The organism is Vibrio vulnificus CMCP6 (genome assembly GCF_000039765.1).
Lineage (GTDB): Bacteria > Pseudomonadota > Gammaproteobacteria > Enterobacterales > Vibrionaceae > Vibrio > Vibrio vulnificus_B.
In genome coordinates this window covers 563,714-581,927 of record NC_004459.3, presented here as the reverse complement: position 1 = coordinate 581,927, position 18,214 = coordinate 563,714, and the positions used below count along the sequence as shown (strand labels likewise).

The window sequence follows — 18,214 nt, the reverse complement described above, 5'->3', positions numbered from 1 at the left end:
TTGATAGTTTAAGAACCTATTTGATCGATTTGCCCGTTTGGCAGATCCAGAAACACGGAGAAAAATGCAATGGTAAGAATTGCAGTGGCAGGAGCGGCGGGTCGTATGGGTCGCAATTTGGTTAAAGCAGCACATCACAATCCCGTAGCCAAGGTTGCCGCTGGCTCAGAGCGTCCAGAATCATCACTGGTTGGTGTCGACCTTGGTGAGCTATGCGGTGAAGGTAAGTTTGACGTTGTAGTATGTGATGATTTAGCCAAACAGATTGATCAATTTGACGTAATTATTGACTTTACCGCTCCAGCAAGCACCTTGAACAATTTGGCGCTTTGCCAACAATATGGCAAGAGTATTGTTATTGGTACTACTGGCTTTACCGAAGAGCAACGTGAGCAGATCGATCTGGTCGCGCAACAGGTACCTGTGGTCATGGCGCCAAATTACTCTGTGGGCGTGAATCTTGTTTTCAAGCTGCTTGAAAAAGCGGCTAAAGTGATGGGCGACTACTGTGACATCGAAATTGTGGAAGCGCATCACCGCCACAAAGTGGATGCTCCATCGGGTACAGCTATTGGTATGGGCGAAGCGATTGCTGGTGCCATGGGTAATAAACTCAGTGATGTTGCCGTCTATGCTCGTGAAGGGATCACTGGAGAGCGAACCAAAGACGAAATTGGTTTCGCGACCATTCGAGCGGGGGATATTGTTGGCGAGCATACCGCGATGTTTGCTGATATTGGTGAGCGTGTAGAAATTACCCACAAAGCAACAGACCGTATGACTTTTGCTAATGGTGCCGTCAAAGCCGCAGTGTGGCTGCACGAAAAACCTGCCGGGTTTTATACCATGACAGATGTCCTTGGTCTTAACGACCTGTAAATAAATAATTATGCGCCAGCCAATGCTGGCGCTTCTTTTATCTGCTCTACTTTTCCTTAAAGTTTGCTCAAAGTTCTTGTCTTCTTAGCGTTAAGTTAATGTGTTATTTCTTGTTGTTTAGTCTTGTTTTGTTCTGAAGTGCTAGAAAGTAAGTGTAATGGAAACTTGCGCAACGTTTGCTTTTTGGTGTAAATAAAAAATGTGATCTATGTTTGCTTGGTTTTTGCTCGTTTCATAAAATTTTCATGAATTGGGTGGTTGAAGCTGAATAAAGTTATACTTTTGGGGCTGTTTTGCTGTTTTTTACCCTAGATGCTCTAAAGTGCTATTTTGTTAAAAGCGAAATGTTGACATGTATCAAGAGTGTCTTTAGAATACCGCCAATTTGTCTGAATTCCCCAAAATCACACTTTTCTGGTGATAGATAGGGCAGATTTGCAGTTTAATTTATTTTTTATGCATTTTTATTCTGGAGGTTGTCTTGAGTAAATCAGCACTGTTAGTCCTGGAAGATGGGACAGTGTTCCGCGGAGTGTCCATTGGCGCAGATGGTATTTCCGTTGGAGAAGTCGTTTTCAATACCTCGATGACGGGGTATCAAGAAATCCTCACTGATCCTTCTTATTCCCAGCAAATCGTTACTCTTACTTATCCTCACATTGGCAATACCGGAACCACTTCCGAAGACGAAGAATCCTCTTCCATTCATGCTCAAGGCCTTGTGATTCGCGATCTTCCTCTTATCGCTTCTAACTTCCGTAGTGAACAATCTCTTTCTGATTACCTCAAATCGCAAAACATTGTCGGCATTGCTGATATTGATACGCGTAAGCTCACTCGTATTCTGCGTGAGAAAGGTGCACAAAACGGTTGTATCGTTGCAGGTAACAACCTAGATGAAGCTTTGGCACTGGCGAAAGCAAAAGAATTCCCAGGTTTAAAAGGAATGGATCTTGCGAAAGAGGTTACAACAAAAGAAGCGTATCAATGGAAACAAGGTTCGTGGACGCTTGAGGGTGGACTTCCAGAAGCGAAAGATGACAGCGAATTGCCATATCACGTTGTTGCCTACGATTTCGGCGCAAAACGCAACATCTTACGAATGTTGGTTGACCGCGGCTGCCGCTTAACGGTCGTGCCAGCAGAAACGTCGGCAGAAGACGTTCTGGCGCTAAACCCAGATGGTGTTTTCCTGTCAAACGGCCCTGGTGACCCAGCACCTTGTACTTATGCGATTGAAGCAACCAAAGTGTTCCTAGAAAATGGCCTACCAGTATTTGGTATTTGTCTTGGCCACCAAATTCTCGCGTTGGCGTCTGGTGCGAAAACGGTGAAGATGAAGTTTGGTCACCATGGTGCAAACCATCCTGTAAAAGATTTAGACCGCAATGTGGTGATGATTACTTCGCAAAACCACGGTTTTGCCGCTGATGAAGCAACTCTACCAGATAACCTACGTGCTACTCACGTATCGCTCTTTGATGGCTCTTTGCAGGGAATTCACCGCACAGACAAGCCAGCATTCAGCTTCCAAGGTCACCCTGAAGCGAGCCCAGGTCCACACGACGCAGCTCCGCTATTTGACCATTTCATCGAACTGATTAAACAACACAGCGCTTAATTTGGAGTAGTAGACAATGCCAAAACGTACTGACATTCAAAGCATTCTTATCCTAGGTGCTGGTCCAATTGTTATCGGTCAGGCTTGTGAGTTTGACTACTCAGGCGCACAAGCATGTAAAGCGCTACGTGAAGAAGGTTACCGAGTTATCCTAGTAAACTCGAACCCAGCGACCATCATGACAGACCCAGATATGGCGGATGCGACCTACATCGAGCCAATTCAATGGGAAGTGGTACGCAAGATTATCGAAAAAGAGCGTCCAGATGCGGTTCTACCAACCATGGGTGGTCAGACGGCTCTAAACTGTGCGCTTGCGCTTGAAAAGCACGGCGTGCTAGCGGAATTTGGCGTAGAAATGATCGGTGCAACTGCTGATGCCATCGATAAAGCGGAAGACCGTTCGCGTTTCGACAAAGCGATGAAATCTATCGGCCTAGAGTGTCCTCGTGCTGATACGGCGAAGACCATGGAAGAAGCGTACAAAGTGCTCGATATGGTTGGCTTCCCATGTATCATCCGCCCGTCATTCACCATGGGTGGTACGGGGGGGGGTATCGCGTACAACAAAGAAGAGTTCGAAGAAATCTGTCGCCGTGGTCTTGACCTGTCGCCAACCAATGAACTGCTTATCGATGAATCTTTGATCGGTTGGAAAGAGTACGAAATGGAAGTGGTTCGCGACAAAGCGGACAACTGTATCATCGTATGTTCAATCGAAAACTTCGACCCAATGGGCATCCACACCGGTGACTCTATCACCGTGGCACCGGCTCAAACGCTGACAGATAAAGAATACCAACTGATGCGTAATGCGTCGCTAGCGGTACTTCGTGAAATCGGTGTAGAGACAGGTGGTTCAAACGTGCAGTTTGGTATCAACCCGAAAGATGGCCGTATGGTTATCATCGAGATGAACCCACGTGTATCGCGCTCTTCTGCTCTAGCGTCAAAAGCGACAGGTTTCCCTATTGCGAAGATTGCAGCGAAACTAGCCGTTGGCTTCACGCTTGATGAGCTACAAAATGACATCACTGGTGGTGCGACGCCAGCATCATTTGAACCGACCATCGACTACGTAGTGACTAAGATTCCTCGTTTCAACTTCGAGAAATTTGCCGGTGCTAACGACCGTTTGACGACGCAAATGAAGTCAGTTGGTGAAGTGATGGCCATTGGCCGTAACCAACAAGAATCACTGCACAAAGCGCTGCGCGGTCTAGAAGTGGGCGCGACTGGTTTTGATGAGATGGTTGATCTTGATTCACCAGATGCACTGACCAAAATTCGCCACGAGCTGAAAGAAGCGGGCGCTGAGCGTATTTGGTACATTGCCGATGCATTCCGTGCGGGTATGTCAGTTGATGGTGTGTTTAACCTAACTAACATCGATCGCTGGTTCCTGGTTCAAATCGAAGAGATTGTGAAGCTGGAAGAGCAAGTGAAAGCGGGTGGTTTTGCTGGTTTAACTCAAGATGTGCTTCGTCAAATGAAGCGTAAAGGTTTCTCCGACGCTCGCCTATCAAAACTACTCGGCGTGGCTGAAAGTGAAATCCGTCGTCTACGTGACCAATTCGACATCCACCCTGTATACAAGCGTGTTGATACCTGTGCGGCAGAATTCTCATCGGATACGGCTTACATGTACTCATCTTATGATGATGAGTGTGAAGCGAACCCAACCGATAAAGAAAAGATCATGGTTCTGGGCGGTGGTCCAAACCGTATCGGTCAAGGTATTGAGTTTGACTACTGCTGTGTACACGCTTCGCTAGCGCTACGTGAAGATGGTTACGAGACCATCATGGTGAACTGTAACCCAGAAACCGTATCAACCGACTACGACACTTCAGACCGTCTCTACTTTGAACCGGTTACTCTAGAAGATGTGTTGGCGATTGCTCGTGTTGAAAAGCCAAAAGGCGTGATCGTGCAGTACGGTGGTCAAACTCCACTGAAACTGGCGCGTGCGCTAGAAGCGGCGGGTGTACCAATTATCGGTACTAGCCCTGATGCCATCGACCGTGCGGAAGACCGTGAGCGTTTCCAACAAGCGGTTGACCGCTTAGGCCTGCTACAGCCAGAGAACGCAACCGTAACCACCATGGAGCAAGCGGTTGAGAAGTCGCGTGAAATTGGCTTCCCATTGGTCGTTCGTCCATCTTACGTACTGGGTGGCCGCGCTATGGAAATCGTTTATGACGAGCAAGACCTACGCCGCTACTTCAACGAAGCGGTTAGCGTGTCGAACGAATCACCGGTTCTACTGGATCGCTTCCTAGACGATGCAATTGAAGTCGATATCGACGCTATCTGTGACGGTGAGCGCGTGGTGATTGGCGGTATCATGGAGCACATCGAGCAAGCGGGTGTTCACTCAGGTGACTCAGCATGTTCACTGCCTGCTTACACGTTAAGCCAAGAAATCCAAGACAAGATGCGTGAGCAAGTTGAAAAGCTGGCATTTGAGTTGGGCGTTCGTGGCCTAATGAACACGCAGTTTGCCGTAAAAGACAACGAAGTGTACCTCATCGAAGTGAACCCTCGTGCTGCACGTACCGTTCCATTCGTATCGAAAGCGACCGGTGCACCACTTGCGAAAATCGCAGCACGTGTTATGGCTGGTCAGTCTCTGGAATCGCAAGGTTTCACCAAAGAGATTATTCCTCCTTACTACTCGGTAAAAGAAGTGGTTCTGCCATTTAACAAGTTCCCTGGCGTTGACCCACTATTGGGCCCTGAAATGCGCTCAACGGGTGAAGTGATGGGTGTAGGTGCAACTTTTGCTGAAGCGTATGCGAAAGCAGAACTGGGTTGTGGCAATGTGTATCCTGAAGGTGGTCGTGCGCTGCTTTCGGTACGCGAAGGCGACAAGCAACGTGTGGTTGACCTAGCGTCTAAATTACTGAAACTAGGGTACAAGCTGGATGCGACACACGGTACGGCAGTGATCTTAGGTGAAGCGGGCATCAACCCACGTCTAGTAAACAAAGTGCACGAAGGTCGTCCTCACATTCTTGACCGCATCAAGAACAACGAATACACCTACATCGTGAACACGGCGGCTGGTCGTCAAGCGATTGAAGATTCGAAAGTTCTACGCCGTGGCGCACTTGCAGAAAAAGTGAACTACACCACGACACTTAACGCGGCATTTGCGACCTGTATGTCTCATACGGCGGACGCGAAAGCAAGCGTGACGTCGGTACAGGAACTGCACGCGCAAGTGCAAGCGAGTTTGAAAGCGTAACAATCAGTAAGCCCTGAGTTCATAACTATAACGGCTTATATGACAACCTCATTGCCCGCTCATTTGAGCGGGCTTTTTTCTAGAAAGAAATCGCCAAATACGCTTGGCTTGTATTCTCTTAGTCAACGACTTGATGGCGCTGAGTGAAATCCTCGTACTCTTTCCTTGCTTGCTGAAGGTTATTCTGCCTCTTGCGAATTTCCTCTGGTGTTGAAGCTTGATCCCTTTCCAGTTCTGCGATTCTTAGGTTCTGTTTCAGTAACGTTCCCTTGATGTAGTTTGTCCAGTTAGGAAATCCGATGTTCTGCATTTCCCAACTTGTGTTGTCCACTTTCTCCATCAACTGGCTATCGACTATTTCCGTCATCTCTCTATAACTGTCAAGTGATGACGTAATCGACGCGAGATGCTCTAAAGCAATTGTGTGGTCATAAACTGGGCGCTCAGCAATAAACTCGCCTTGTTCCGCATGTGCCAACGATGAGAGGAAAAAGAGTTGAATTAAGAGTAGTTTTCTTTTCATGTTATTGATTCAGGTGGTCAAAAGTGAAATCCGAACTCGCCGCTGACCAATTATGTCACTTTTGGGCTGGTTGCTGTTCTATCAAGGTAAGTGACATGTACGCATAAAGGAAAAGCGAAAAAAATGACTCTGCCTAAAGAATTCAGCGCAGATCAGAGAAAAATTGGTGTCATGCTTGGTTTAATCATTAGACGCTGTGACTTTCGCTCATTTTCAAGTACTTCAGAGAATGGAAAATAACGTCAGTTAAAATGTGGCGCATTTTGAACGTGAATCACGCTCTTCAAGAGAGGTAATTTGTTACTGAGTGTGAAGATTGAAGGGCAAATAGCGCTTTCAGGATATGTCTTTGCAATAAATGAGCGTATTTGAAGCATCCCAAATAAACTATGTTTCTAACAAAATACAATTGATGAATTTTAGGAATGGATTGCTGTCTTGGGTTTCCTTTTTACCTCGCTAGTTTTGATGCTACCGTCTTGTTCTTTACTCTTCCTCTTTGAAAAGGATGCTTGAATTGGACATAACGATTGAGATGTTGGCAGCACTGTTCTTTGTTGCTTCTGTGGCTGGTTTTATTGATGCCATGGCGGGTGGTGGTGGACTGCTCACTCTTCCTGCGTTGTTGGCTTCAGGGTTGAGCCCAACACAAGCATTGGCGACCAATAAGTTGCAAAGCTCATTCGGCAGTTTCTCAGCCAGCTTATATTTTGTCCGTAATGGCATCGTTAGTTTAAAAGAGATGAAAGTCGCCATCGCATGCACCTTTATAGGGGCGGCCATCGGGGCAGAGCTTGTTCAAGTGATTGATGCCAGCGTGCTAACCAGCTTGATTCCCGTGCTGCTAATCGCGATTTCGCTCTATTTTTTACTCGCGCCGCCCACCCGCAATACAGGGGGACAGCCAAAGTTATCCGAGGCGATGTTTGCACTGTCGGTCGGTGGTGGTGTTGGTTTCTATGATGGTTTTTTTGGCCCGGGAACGGGATCGATCTTTACCGTTTGTTTTGTTGTGCTTGGGCAGTTTTCCCTCGTTGAAGCCACTGCGCGAACCAAGGTGCTCAATTTTACCTCTAACATCGCGGCATTGCTGTTTTTTGTGCTGGCGGGATTGCCAGTCTGGAAAGTGGGCTTAGTGATGGCAGTGGGGGGCTTTATTGGTGCGCGCTTGGGGGCAAAAGTGGTGGTGACCAAAGGACACAAATGGATCCGTCCTCTGGTCATTGTGATGTCGATGGCAATGGCTTCTAAACTACTTTGGCAACAGCATCAGCAATGGTTGTTATCACTGTTTTAACTCGGCTGTTTTGATGACTTTTGGCGCGGCAACATATCGTCACCGGACGAGTGAGATGGCTAAGCTCGTCAAAGTGATAGCAATACTGTGGCTCTATTCGTAATGCGTTAATCACGGATTTCGGCACTAGGGCGGGGGCCATTCCACCCACGGCGAGCTGGGCTGACGCGGTGTAAGAGTCCATTTGCATCAAGGGCGTCACACCCACCGCTGACAATGCAGCCAGTTGATAGGTATTGGCGGGATTGTTGAGGTCATTGGTTATGATTGCTTTTGGTAGCTCAGTTAGTGGGTACTTACTAATGATGCTAAAAGATTCATCAAAAAGGTGAAAGGTCATCAGCCCATGATTTGGCGGTAAATAGCCGGCGCAAAATCCGAGTGTGGCTTTGCCTGACTGAACGTGTTCCACAATCCTAGGTGTGTGGTTGGTGGTCAAGGAAAGGTGACGATCCTGCTGATACAGTGCTTCCATCGCATTGTTCAAATAACCCGCCAGTAGCGTTTCTGAACAATCGATTTTAATCAATGCATTATCTTCGATAAGTTGCTGATCGTAGATCTGCCCACGCAGCTCATTAAAACTCGGTTCAATACTCTTTATTAAGGCTTGAGCGTCAGCGGTTAAACGAATATGACGTCCATCAGGCTCAATCAGTTTCTTCCCAAGCTTTTTCTCAAGATTCGCAATGCGTTTACTGACAGCAGATTGACTAATATAGAGCTGACTGCCGGTGCGACTCATGGTCTTTTCTTTATGCAGAACCAATAAGGTTTCAATGCCTTCGAGTAACATAATGATTGATGACGAGTGGGAATAGGTAGTTCACTTTAACGAGTAAAGAGTCGGCTGCCAAGGCGAAAGCAAGTGAGGCGTGACGTTGGCCGATAAAGTCGGCCAACACAGATTATTTATTTAGTGCAAATGTAGGCAATGATAAATGCCAGCGAATGGCGCCCAAGCGGATGATCAAGGTCGAAAACACACCTGCCAATAAGGCTGTAGAGTGATCATAGCCAAGGCTTAGGGCAGATGTGTGGAATATCCCACCAACAAGACAGGCAGTCGCATACACTTCACTTCGCAGCACCATTGGAATCTCACGCGCTAACACATCGCGAATAATACCGCCACCACAGCCGGTAATGACGCCCATGATCACCGCGACCATCGCTGAATCTTGATAGGCGAGGGCTTTCTCGACACCGATCCCAACAAATACCGCCAAGCCAATGGCATCGCAGACGGGTAATATCCACCACGCTAAGCGCTTAGGTCGGCGCACAACGAGCATTGTCAACAGACAGGTAACGATGATAACCCAAAGATAGGTGGTGTCCTTGATCCAAAAGACGGGGGTTGCGCCCAAGGCCATATCGCGAATAGTGCCACCACCAATCGCGGTCACGCTGCCTAATACAACCACACCAAAAGGATCCATCTTTAACCGTCCAGCCAAGAGAACGCCGGAAACAGCAAAAACAGCGGTGCCAAATAAATCGATAAAATACAGCAGCATGGAGTCCATGTTACTTAATGCCTTAAAAAGTGAGGGAACAGAAAATGGGGGCAAATTGTACGAAATTTTCCAGCCAAACGTTAGCGTTTTTGCTCGATGCTGGCAAAGTGCTCACAGACTTGTTCAATCGCCAGTAAGGTGCGAGGGGTTGGTCGGTTTAACCAATCTGCATCGAGCTGCCAAAAATGCGCATTTTTTAATGCTGGAATCTCCTCAACCCAAGGGCTCCACATGCCGTTATTTTGAATCGCGTGAGGAGAAACGAACATGGCTTGGGGTCTTTTTAGAATCACCTGCTCAATACTGACTTGAGGATAAGGTGCTGATGCGCCATCAAACACATTCTCACCGCCACAAAAACGAAAGACCTCTGTAGGCCAGTTTTGGCCAGCAACGGTGATGATCGGCGTGTCGCTGAGTTGGTAGAAGTAGCGGGTTTTAGGGAGATTTTGGTACTTTGCTCTTAGTGCTTCGAGATGAGTTCGGTAATCTCGAGCATTGTTTAGGCCGATTTGCGGATCATCACTGTATTGACTGAGTTGTTCAATGTTATCGCCAATATCTTTAAGTGATTTGGTTTGTGAGTAGTAGATCTTAAAGCCAAACTGCTCGAGTTTTTCTAACTCTTTTGCAGGGTTACCCGCCGGCCATGCGATGATCAAATCCGGTTTTAAAGTGATGATTTTCTCTAGGTTAATCCCCTTGTAGTTGGAGACTTTCTCTAACTTTTTTGCTGCCTCTGGATAATCGCTCATCTCGCTAACGGCAATCAGTTTATCTCCAAGCCCTGCTGCGTACGCGATCTCGGTGGCGTGTGGTGCCAAGCTGATGACGCGTTCAATGGGGGCTGCTTGTAAACTGACCGAAAACAGTAGAAGAAGTGAAGAGAGAGTTTTCATCATATCCCTTGATAAATAAGCCCCATAAGTAGGCTCTGAAGCAAAATCCAAACTAGGATCCTACGTGCTAATAAATGTTGTAGCTGATCAATATGCAAAGCGGAGGGCGCAATGCGTCCACCAATTTTGGCTCTTTCGGCTCTTTTACCTTGATAAATCGCTGGCCCTCCCAAAGAGAGTTGCAGCTTGTTGCCTACGGCACACAGTAACCAAGCCGGACCCGGCAATGGCCAAGAAGCGACTTGTTGACGCATGCCTTGCCATGTTTGACCTGTGTGTTGACCAAGCAGGATCATAACGGCAAATAAACGCAGCGGAATAAAATCCAGTACTGCGGCGAATCGCACGGTGGCCACACCAAATGGCGCATAGTTGGCGCGACTTGGTGACCAGGCTCTTGCTAGTTCAATCGTGAGGCGATACATCAATGCCCCAATGCCGCCTGAAAGCGCAAACCAAAAGAGAACGCCAACGACATTTCTCCCATATCCCATGATCAAGGTCTCTGCAGCGGCTTTGCCGATACCAAGTTGGGAGAGGGTGGTGGTTTCTCGATTGAGGTAGGGGGCCAATAGGCTTCTTGCCGCAGCTTTATCCTCATTAGCCATAGCACGAATCAGCGCTTTGGCGAGGCTCTCGTTACTGCGCCAATCTAGCGCCAACAGCAGCAATGCAAGTTCAAATAGCTGCGGTTGCCAAACCAAGGGTTTTAAAGCAAACAGGACCGCTAAACAAGGAAACAGCATCAACAATAACGCTAAATGGCCTGAGATGAGGCTTTGTTGATAGCTTTGTTGGGTATTGACTTTATCTGCCAACAGCTGTGCAAATTTGTGCCAGAGTGTGACGGGATGAGAGGAGCGTGGAATCGGGATAATGAGATGGAACAGTAACGCTCCCCAAAGAATGAGGAGCGCACCGTTGGCATAGAGTTGATCAAACAGCTCTGTCATAGATATGGCGATTACTTCAGCAGTTCCAACATTTTGAAGACCATTTCTGACGAGCTCTTGGCTGCCAAAGGTAAGAACTCTTCAAAGCTCATTGGTGATTCTTTGTCTGCCACATCTGAAATTGCACGTACGACTACAAACGGCACTTTGAATTGGTAACAAGTTTGTGCAATCGCAGACGCTTCCATTTCAACTGCAATCACGGATGGGAAGTGTTGACGGATAAAGGCTTGACGCTCAGCGGTACAAACGAATGCATCACCAGTACAGATGAGACCACGAACCGCGTGTTGTCCATCCATTTGCTCTAACGCTTTTTCAGCCAAGTTCATCAATTTTTCATCAGCGAGGAAAGCGGCTGGTTGACCTGCCATTTGGCCCATTTCATAGCCAAATGCCGTCACGTCAGCATCGTGATGACGGACTTCAGTCGAAATGACCACATCACCAAGATTTAAGCTGGAATCAAAACCACCTGCAGAACCGGTGTTGAGCACCATATCAGGTTGATATTCATCGAGAAGGATAGTGGTGCCAATCGCGGCAGCAACTTTACCAATGCCGGATTGCAGTAGCACAACCTCAACACCATTGATTTGACCTGAATAGAAGGTGCAACCTGCTTTATTTACGGTTTGTGCGTTGGTCATTGCTTCTTTAAGGATGGCCACTTCTTGTTGCATGGCACCGATAATACCGACTTTCATATCAATCTCTTAATTTTTAAACAAACATAGAATTGGCGAGAGTATAGCAAAGCTCTGTCACAATAAGTACTTTCGCTTGTTGTTTACCCTTTGCCTTTACTTAATGAAACCCGCCTCAGTCAGTAAGCTTCTTAATTGCTCTGCGCGCTTGCGATTGACGCCAAGATCGGAGTAACCAACGCGTGACTCTGAACGGACGAGCAATTGGCCATCGACGATTTTGAGTTCAAGATCATCAACAAAGCGAAACAGTCGTGAGGTGCATTCTACTCTTAAGTAGTGTTCCGTTTTATCCGCCACTTTTGCGCCAGGAAGTTCAAGGGCAACTTGCTCTATTTGATCTAAGGTGGCGTTGGATGTGAGCTTAAAAGGGTCGAGTTGGAAACTCGCGCGCTCATCTTGTGTCGACACACAGTTGGGTTTATTGCCACAAGGCTGAGAAGTTCGATCGGTCATTGTGTAAGCTCCATTGCTGCAAGCGGTCAGGGCTAAGGTGGCGCAAATCGTTAAAATGAGTTTTTTCATCCTGTACACCTACTGTTCCCAAAAGGGCGTTATCCGCAGATCCTAAACATTAAGTCTAAAAGAAAAAAGGTTGATGATCGCTCACCAACCTCTCATAACACACCGATAGATATTAGAGTTCGAGATAATCTAATATGCCTTCCGCGGCTTTACGGCCTTCATCAATCGCCGTCACCACCAAATCGGAACCACGCACCGCATCACCACCGGCAAAAATCTTCTCATTGCTGGTTTGGAATTGGTAAGTCTGTTTCGCAGCAGCTTTGATGCGACCCCATTGGTCGAGCTCAACTCCATAAGGCTCCAACCAACTCATTTGATGGGGTTGGAAGCCAAAGGCCATGATCACCACATCGGCAGGTAACACATGCTCACTGCCTGCCACAGGTTCGGGACGACGGCGGCCTGCCTCATCGGGCTCACCTAACGCAGTCTGCACCACTTTCACGCCCGTCACTTGTCCGCGAGTGTCCACGTCAATCGACAGAGGTTGCAGGTTAAACATAAAGTTCACCCCTTCCTCTTTGGCGTTTTTCACTTCACGACGTGAGCCTGGCATGTTCTCTTCATCGCGACGATAGGCACAAACGACATTGGCAGCGCCTTGGCGGATAGAAGTACGAACACAGTCCATCGCGGTATCACCGCCACCAAGCACGACAACATTTTTGCCCGCCATATCGATGAAAGGCTGGTCGTGTTCAAGGCCCATTACTTTGTAAGTGTTGGAAATCAAAAAAGGCAGGGCGTCATACACGCCGGAGGCATCCTCATTCTCCAAACCAGCACGCATGTATTTGTAGGTGCCGACGCCAAGGAACACGGCATCATACTCTTCCAGCAGTTCTTGCATCTGTACATCTTTACCGACTTCGACGTTCATGCGGAACTCAACCCCCATTTCGCTGAAAATGCGGCGGCGGTTTTCCATCACCCCTTTTTCCAGTTTGAAAGACGGAATACCAAACGTCAGTAGCCCACCGATCTCTGGGTAGCGGTCGAAGACAACGGGTTTGACCCCATTGCGCACCAAAATATCAGCCGCCGCGAGACCTGCAGGGCCCGCGCCAATGATGGCCACTTTCTTATCTGTCCATTCGACTTTGGACATGTCTGGCTTCCAGCCCATCTCAAAGGCTTTGTCGGTGATGTATTTTTCAATATTACCGATGGTGACGGCACCAAAGTCGTCATTTAATGTGCAAGAGCCTTCACACAGTCGGTCTTGAGGGCAAACTCGGCCACACACTTCCGGCAAGCTGTTGGTCTGATGTGAAAGCTCGACCGCTTCCAAAATTCGTCCTTCATTGGCCAGTTTTAGCCACTGAGGGATGTAGTTGTGTACCGGGCACTTCCATTCACAATAAGGGTTACCACAATCTAAGCAGCGATCCGCTTGAGCGGTCGCTTGCTGTTTAGTAAAGGGTTCGTAGATTTCGACGAACTCGATCTTGCGAATCTGCAGCGGCTTCTTAGCAGGATCGACACGTTGAACATCGATAAACTGGTATACATTCTGGCTCATGTTCATATCCTCCTTGAATTACTGGGCCTGCACGCGAAGTTCTGCCGCACTGCGGCTTTGGTGGCCAAGCAGGGTGTTAAGATCCGCTGCTTTCGGTTTCACCAAGTAGAACTTCGGTATCCATGCGTCAAAGTTGGCCAGAATATCTTCGGCGTGAACGGAGCCGGTCTCTTCCAGATGCTCGGCGATCAAACCGCGTAGATGTTCTTGGTGGATATAAAGATCAGAAAGCGAAATTGCTTCAACCGATTCACTGTTAACACGGCCTTGGAAATCTTCATTCTCATCCAGAACGTAAGCAAAGCCACCTGTCATCCCCGCGCCGAAGTTAACCCCAGTCGCGCCAAGAATGGCCACGATGCCGCCGGTCATGTATTCACAAGCGTTGTCGCCCGCGCCTTCAATCACGGTGATGGTGCCAGAGTTACGTACACCAAAGCGTTCACCCGCTTTACCTGCGGCAAACAGTTTTCCGCCTGTTGCGCCATAGAGACAGGTGTTGCCGATAATGGTCGCATCGTTACAACGGAAGGCAGTGCCTAAGTGCGGTTTGATGACAATCTTACCGCCCGCCATGCCTTTGCCGACGTAGTCATTGGCATCACCAGTGAGATAAAGCTCGACGCCACCTGCGTTCCACACGCCAAAAGATTGGCCAGCGGTACCATCGAGGTAGAGTTTAATGGGCGATGCAGCCATGCCTTGGTTGCCATAACGCTTGGCGATTTCACCGGAAAGGCGTGCGCCAATCGAACGATCGGTATTGATCACGTTGTAGAAGAAGCTGGCAGATTGACGGTTCTCAACCGCATCAAGCGCATCTTCAATGATCTTTTGGTTTAGCACTGCTTTATCAAATGGTGCATTGGGTTCTGTCCAGAACAGAGGTAGATTCTGCGGTGACACCGGTGCTTCAAGAATGCCTGACAGATCAAGCTTGGACTGCTTGGCGGTCATGCCTTGCACCACTTCGAGCAGATCGGTGCGGCCAATCAAGTCGGTGAGCTTTTCAACGCCCAGTTCAGCGAGCAAGCCTCGTACTTCATCAGCCAAGCCGATGAAATAGTTCATCACCATTTCTGGCAAGCCTTTGAAGTACTCTTTACGCAGAGTTTCGTCTTGTGTTGCTACACCAGTCGCGCAGTTGTTGAGGTGGCAGATGCGCAGGAACTTACAACCCATTGCCACCATTGGAGCCGTACCAAAGCCAAAGCTTTCGGCACCTAGAATCGCTCCTTTCACCACATCCAAGCCCGTTTTCAAACCACCATCCACTTGAAGACGAATTTTATGGCGTAGGCCATTGGCCACTAGGGCTTGTTGCGTTTCAGCTAGGCCCAGTTCCCATGGACTGCCGGCGTATTTTACTGAGGTCAGTGGGCTGGCAGCAGTACCGCCATCATAGCCAGAGATGGTGATGAGATCGGCATAGGCTTTGGCAACGCCGGTGGCGATGGTGCCGACGCCTGGCTCAGACACCAATTTGACGGAAACCAGTGCTTTCGGGTTGACCTGTTTCAAGTCAAAAATCAATTGCGCTAAGTCTTCAATCGAATAGATGTCGTGATGCGGTGGTGGCGAGATAAGTGTCACGCCTTGCACGGAATAACGCAGCTTAGCAATCTCGGCAGTGACTTTGTGGCCAGGTAACTGACCGCCTTCGCCTGGTTTTGCACCTTGAGCGACCTTGATTTGCAGTACATCAGCGTTGGTGAGGTAGTGCGGCGTGACGCCAAAACGGCCAGAGGCAACTTGCTTAATGCGCGAGTTACGCTCGGTGCCAAAGCGACGTGGATCTTCGCCCCCTTCGCCCGAGTTGGAGTAACCGCCCAAACGGTTCATGGCGGTTGCCAACGCTTCATGTGCTTCTGGGCTTAATGCACCAATCGACATCGCCGCAGAATCAAAGCGCTTAAACAGTTCGGTACTGGGTTCAATTTTTTCTAACGCAAGTGGCTGGTCCGCTTTTTTCAGTTGCATTAAATCGCGCAGCATGGCGACAGGGCGCTGATTCACTTGTTGAGCGAACTGCTGATAATCACCGCTTTCTCCCGATTTCACCGCTTTTTGTAACGTGCCAACAACATCAGGGTTGTAGGCGTGGTACTCACCACCGTGTACGTATTTGAGTAAGCCGCCATGTTCGATCGATTTACGTTTTGCCCATGCCTTGCGAGAGAGGTTAAAGAGATCTTGTTGGAAGTCCGTAAACCCAGCGCCTTCAATGCGGGTGGTTACGCCTTTAAAGCACAACTCCACTACATCACGGCTCAAACCAACCGCTTCAAAAAGTTGAGAACAGCGGTAAGAAGCAACGGTGGAGATGCCCATCTTCGACATGATCTTATACAGACCTTTATTGATGCCATATTGATAGTTTTGCATCACCTCGCGATAGCTTTTTTCGAGTGCGCCATCGTCGATCAATTTCCCTAGCACTTCATAGGCAAGGTAGGGGTAAACTGCGGTTGCACCAAAGCCGAGCAACACAGCAAATTGATGAGGGTCACGCGCGGTCGCTGTTTCCACCACGATGTTGGCATCACAACGCAAGTTGGCGTTGACGAGACGAGTTTGTACCGCACCCACCGCCATGGCTGCTGGGATTGGCAGTTTACCTGCCACTAAAGGGCGGTCAGAAAGCACAATCAAAACCGTGCCATCACGGACAACTTGCTCTGCTTGATCGCAGAGATCCAATATCGCTTGCTTGAGATCTTTTTCACTTGGATCGTAGTTGATGTCCAAAATGGTGTTGCGATAGTGGTCATCGCTCAGCTCAAGTAGTTGCTGCATATCGGAATAGAGCAGCACCGGAGAACCGAATGTCACGCGGTGAGCGTGCCCGTCTGTTTCACAAAAGACGTTCATCTCTTGGCCGATGCTGGTGGCCAATGACATGACGTGCTGTTCGCGCAATGGATCAATCGGTGGGTTGGTGACCTGAGCAAATTTCTGACGGAAATAGTCCGTCACGAGTCGCTCTTTTGAAGACAAGACGGCCATCGGGGTGTCATCGCCCATAGAGCCGACGGCTTCTTGCGCCATATCACCCAACACGCGCAGTACTTGATCGACTTCTTCATTGCTCATCGCAAACTGCTTTTGATAGGTTTTTAGTGTGTCACTATCAAAGCTGCGTTCACCCACTTGATCTTCAGGTAGTTCAGAAAATGGTGTAAGGCGGCGAACGTTGTTGTCCATCCATTCGCGGTAAGGATGGCGGCTCTTGAGATCGTTATCGATCTCGCTCGATTGCCACAACTTGCCTTTACGGGTATCAATCACCAACAGCTCGCCGGGACCAACGCGACCTTTCTCCGCCACTTCATCCGGTGCGTAATCCCAAATGCCCACTTCTGAGGCTAGGGTGATCAACTTGTCTTTGGTGATCACATAGCGAGCTGGGCGTAGGCCGTTGCGGTCGAGGTTACAGGCGGCGTAGCGTCCATCAGAAAGTACGATACCAGCAGGACCATCCCAAGGCTCCATGTGTTTGGAGTTGAAATCGTAGAAGGCACGTAGGTCTGGATCCATATCTGGGTGGTTTTGCCATGCAGGCGGCACCAACATGCGCATGGCACGGAAGATATCCATACCGCCAGCAAGGAAGAGATCCAGCATATTGTCTAAGCTGGAGGAGTCCGAGCCCGTTTCGTTAACAAATGGTGCAGCGCTTTGCAGATCAGGCAGAAGTGGCGACGCAAATTTATAGCCACGAGCGCGAGCCCATTGGCGGTTGCCTTCAATGGTATTGATCTCACCATTGTGTGCTAAGTAGCGGAACGGTTGAGCGAGCGGCCAACGTGGTTGAGTGTTGGTTGAGAAACGTTGATGGAACAAACAGATAGCTGACTCCATCCGCAGATCCGCGAGATCCAAATAGAAACGCGGCAGATCCGCTGGCATACACAAGCCTTTATAGACAATCACTTGTGTTGATAAGCTACAAACGTAGAAATCTCTATCGTCAGTGATCTGTTTTTCAATACGGCGGCGAGCAATATACAAGCGTCGCTCGATATCTCGCTCACGCCAGCCAGCGGGAGCTGAAATGAACACTTGTTGAATATCGGGTAAAGAATCCGCGGCAATGGGACCAAGTACCGCTGGATTGGTTGGCACTTTGCGCCAACCTGCGACCGTGAGTGTCTCTTTGGCGAGTTCTTTGTTGATGATATCGCGAGCGGTTTGCGCCTTAACGGGATCTTGACTGAAGAAGATCATACCAATCGCATACTGCTTCGCTAAATTGAAGCTATTTTCTTTGGCGATAAGACGTAAATAAGAGTCGGGTTTCTGAAGTAATAGTCCACAACCGTCACCGGTTTTTCCATCGGCAGCGATACCACCGCGGTGTGTCATGCGATCAAGTGCTGAAATCGCGGTACGGACCAGCTTATGGCTAGGCTCACCTTCCATGTGTGCGATAAGACCAAAACCACAGTTGTCCTTCTCTAAACTTGGATCATAAAGAGCCATTGCAATTCTCCCTTTGCTTCTCTGTCTTCCAGA

Annotated in this window: 13 protein-coding genes; 4 read left to right on the top strand and 9 right to left on the bottom strand. The window is 48.5% G+C overall.

Features of this window, described 5'->3' with window-relative positions; all coding sequences use genetic code 11:
• Positions 1–69 precede the first annotated feature (69 nt).
• The 3 genes from dapB (at position 70) to carB (ending at position 5,750) form a co-directional block, all read left to right on the top strand.
• Positions 70–879, top strand: coding sequence for a 4-hydroxy-tetrahydrodipicolinate reductase (gene dapB, locus VV1_RS02765; RefSeq protein WP_011078654.1), 810 nt, complete (start codon positions 70–72; stop codon positions 877–879).
• Between the two features lie 481 nt (positions 880–1,360).
• The gene (carA, locus tag VV1_RS02760) at positions 1,361–2,500 is read left to right on the top strand and encodes a glutamine-hydrolyzing carbamoyl-phosphate synthase small subunit (protein WP_011078653.1); all 1,140 of its coding nucleotides are present in this window, start codon (positions 1,361–1,363) and stop codon (positions 2,498–2,500) included.
• 16 nt (positions 2,501–2,516) lie between these two features.
• Positions 2,517–5,750, top strand: coding sequence for a carbamoyl-phosphate synthase large subunit (gene carB, locus VV1_RS02755; RefSeq protein WP_011078652.1), 3,234 nt, complete (start codon positions 2,517–2,519; stop codon positions 5,748–5,750).
• A gap of 118 nt (positions 5,751–5,868) precedes the next feature.
• Here the strand turns inward: carB and VV1_RS02750 are convergent, their stop codons facing one another.
• Positions 5,869–6,273 (bottom strand): hypothetical protein, encoded by a 405-nt coding sequence (locus VV1_RS02750; RefSeq protein WP_011078651.1) that lies wholly within the window; start codon positions 6,271–6,273, stop codon positions 5,869–5,871.
• A 517-nt stretch (positions 6,274–6,790) separates the two neighbouring features.
• Here VV1_RS02750 and VV1_RS02745 point away from each other — a divergent pair.
• Positions 6,791–7,570, top strand: a complete 780-nt coding sequence (locus VV1_RS02745; protein WP_013572421.1) for a TSUP family transporter — start codon at positions 6,791–6,793, stop codon at positions 7,568–7,570.
• Here VV1_RS02745 and VV1_RS02740 read toward each other — a convergent pair.
• The 8 genes from VV1_RS02740 to gltB form a co-directional block, all read right to left on the bottom strand.
• On the bottom strand, positions 7,521–8,366 hold the full coding sequence (locus VV1_RS02740) for a LysR family transcriptional regulator (RefSeq protein WP_011078649.1): 846 nt from the start codon (positions 8,364–8,366) through the stop codon (positions 7,521–7,523). The genes VV1_RS02745 and VV1_RS02740 overlap by 50 nt on opposite strands.
• Positions 8,367–8,478: 112 nt before the next feature.
• Entirely contained in the window at positions 8,479–9,099 is a 621-nt protein-coding gene (locus VV1_RS02735; RefSeq protein ID WP_011078648.1) for a TRIC cation channel family protein, read from the bottom strand.
• A gap of 71 nt (positions 9,100–9,170) precedes the next feature.
• Positions 9,171–9,992 (bottom strand): vitamin B12 ABC transporter substrate-binding protein BtuF, encoded by an 822-nt coding sequence (btuF, locus tag VV1_RS02730; protein WP_011078647.1) that lies wholly within the window; start codon positions 9,990–9,992, stop codon positions 9,171–9,173.
• On the bottom strand, positions 9,989–10,942 hold the full coding sequence (locus VV1_RS02725) for a cobalamin biosynthesis family protein (protein ID WP_011078646.1): 954 nt from the start codon (positions 10,940–10,942) through the stop codon (positions 9,989–9,991). The genes btuF and VV1_RS02725 overlap by 4 nt, the downstream gene beginning before the upstream one ends.
• Positions 10,943–10,953: 11 nt before the next feature.
• A complete protein-coding gene (mtnN, locus tag VV1_RS02720) occupies positions 10,954–11,649 on the bottom strand; it encodes a 5'-methylthioadenosine/S-adenosylhomocysteine nucleosidase (protein ID WP_011078645.1) in 696 nt (231 codons plus the stop codon).
• 96 nt (positions 11,650–11,745) lie between these two features.
• Entirely contained in the window at positions 11,746–12,174 is a 429-nt protein-coding gene (locus VV1_RS02715) for a DUF1499 domain-containing protein (protein WP_011078644.1), read from the bottom strand.
• Positions 12,175–12,286: 112 nt separating this feature from the next.
• Positions 12,287–13,699, bottom strand: coding sequence for an FAD-dependent oxidoreductase (locus VV1_RS02710; RefSeq protein WP_039552690.1), 1,413 nt, complete (start codon positions 13,697–13,699; stop codon positions 12,287–12,289).
• 18 nt (positions 13,700–13,717) lie between these two features.
• Positions 13,718–18,181 carry a glutamate synthase large subunit gene (gene gltB / locus VV1_RS02705; RefSeq protein ID WP_011078642.1) on the bottom strand — a complete coding sequence of 1,488 codons (4,464 nt, stop codon included), beginning with the start codon at positions 18,179–18,181 and terminating at the stop codon, positions 13,718–13,720.
• Positions 18,182–18,214: the final 33 nt, after the last annotated feature.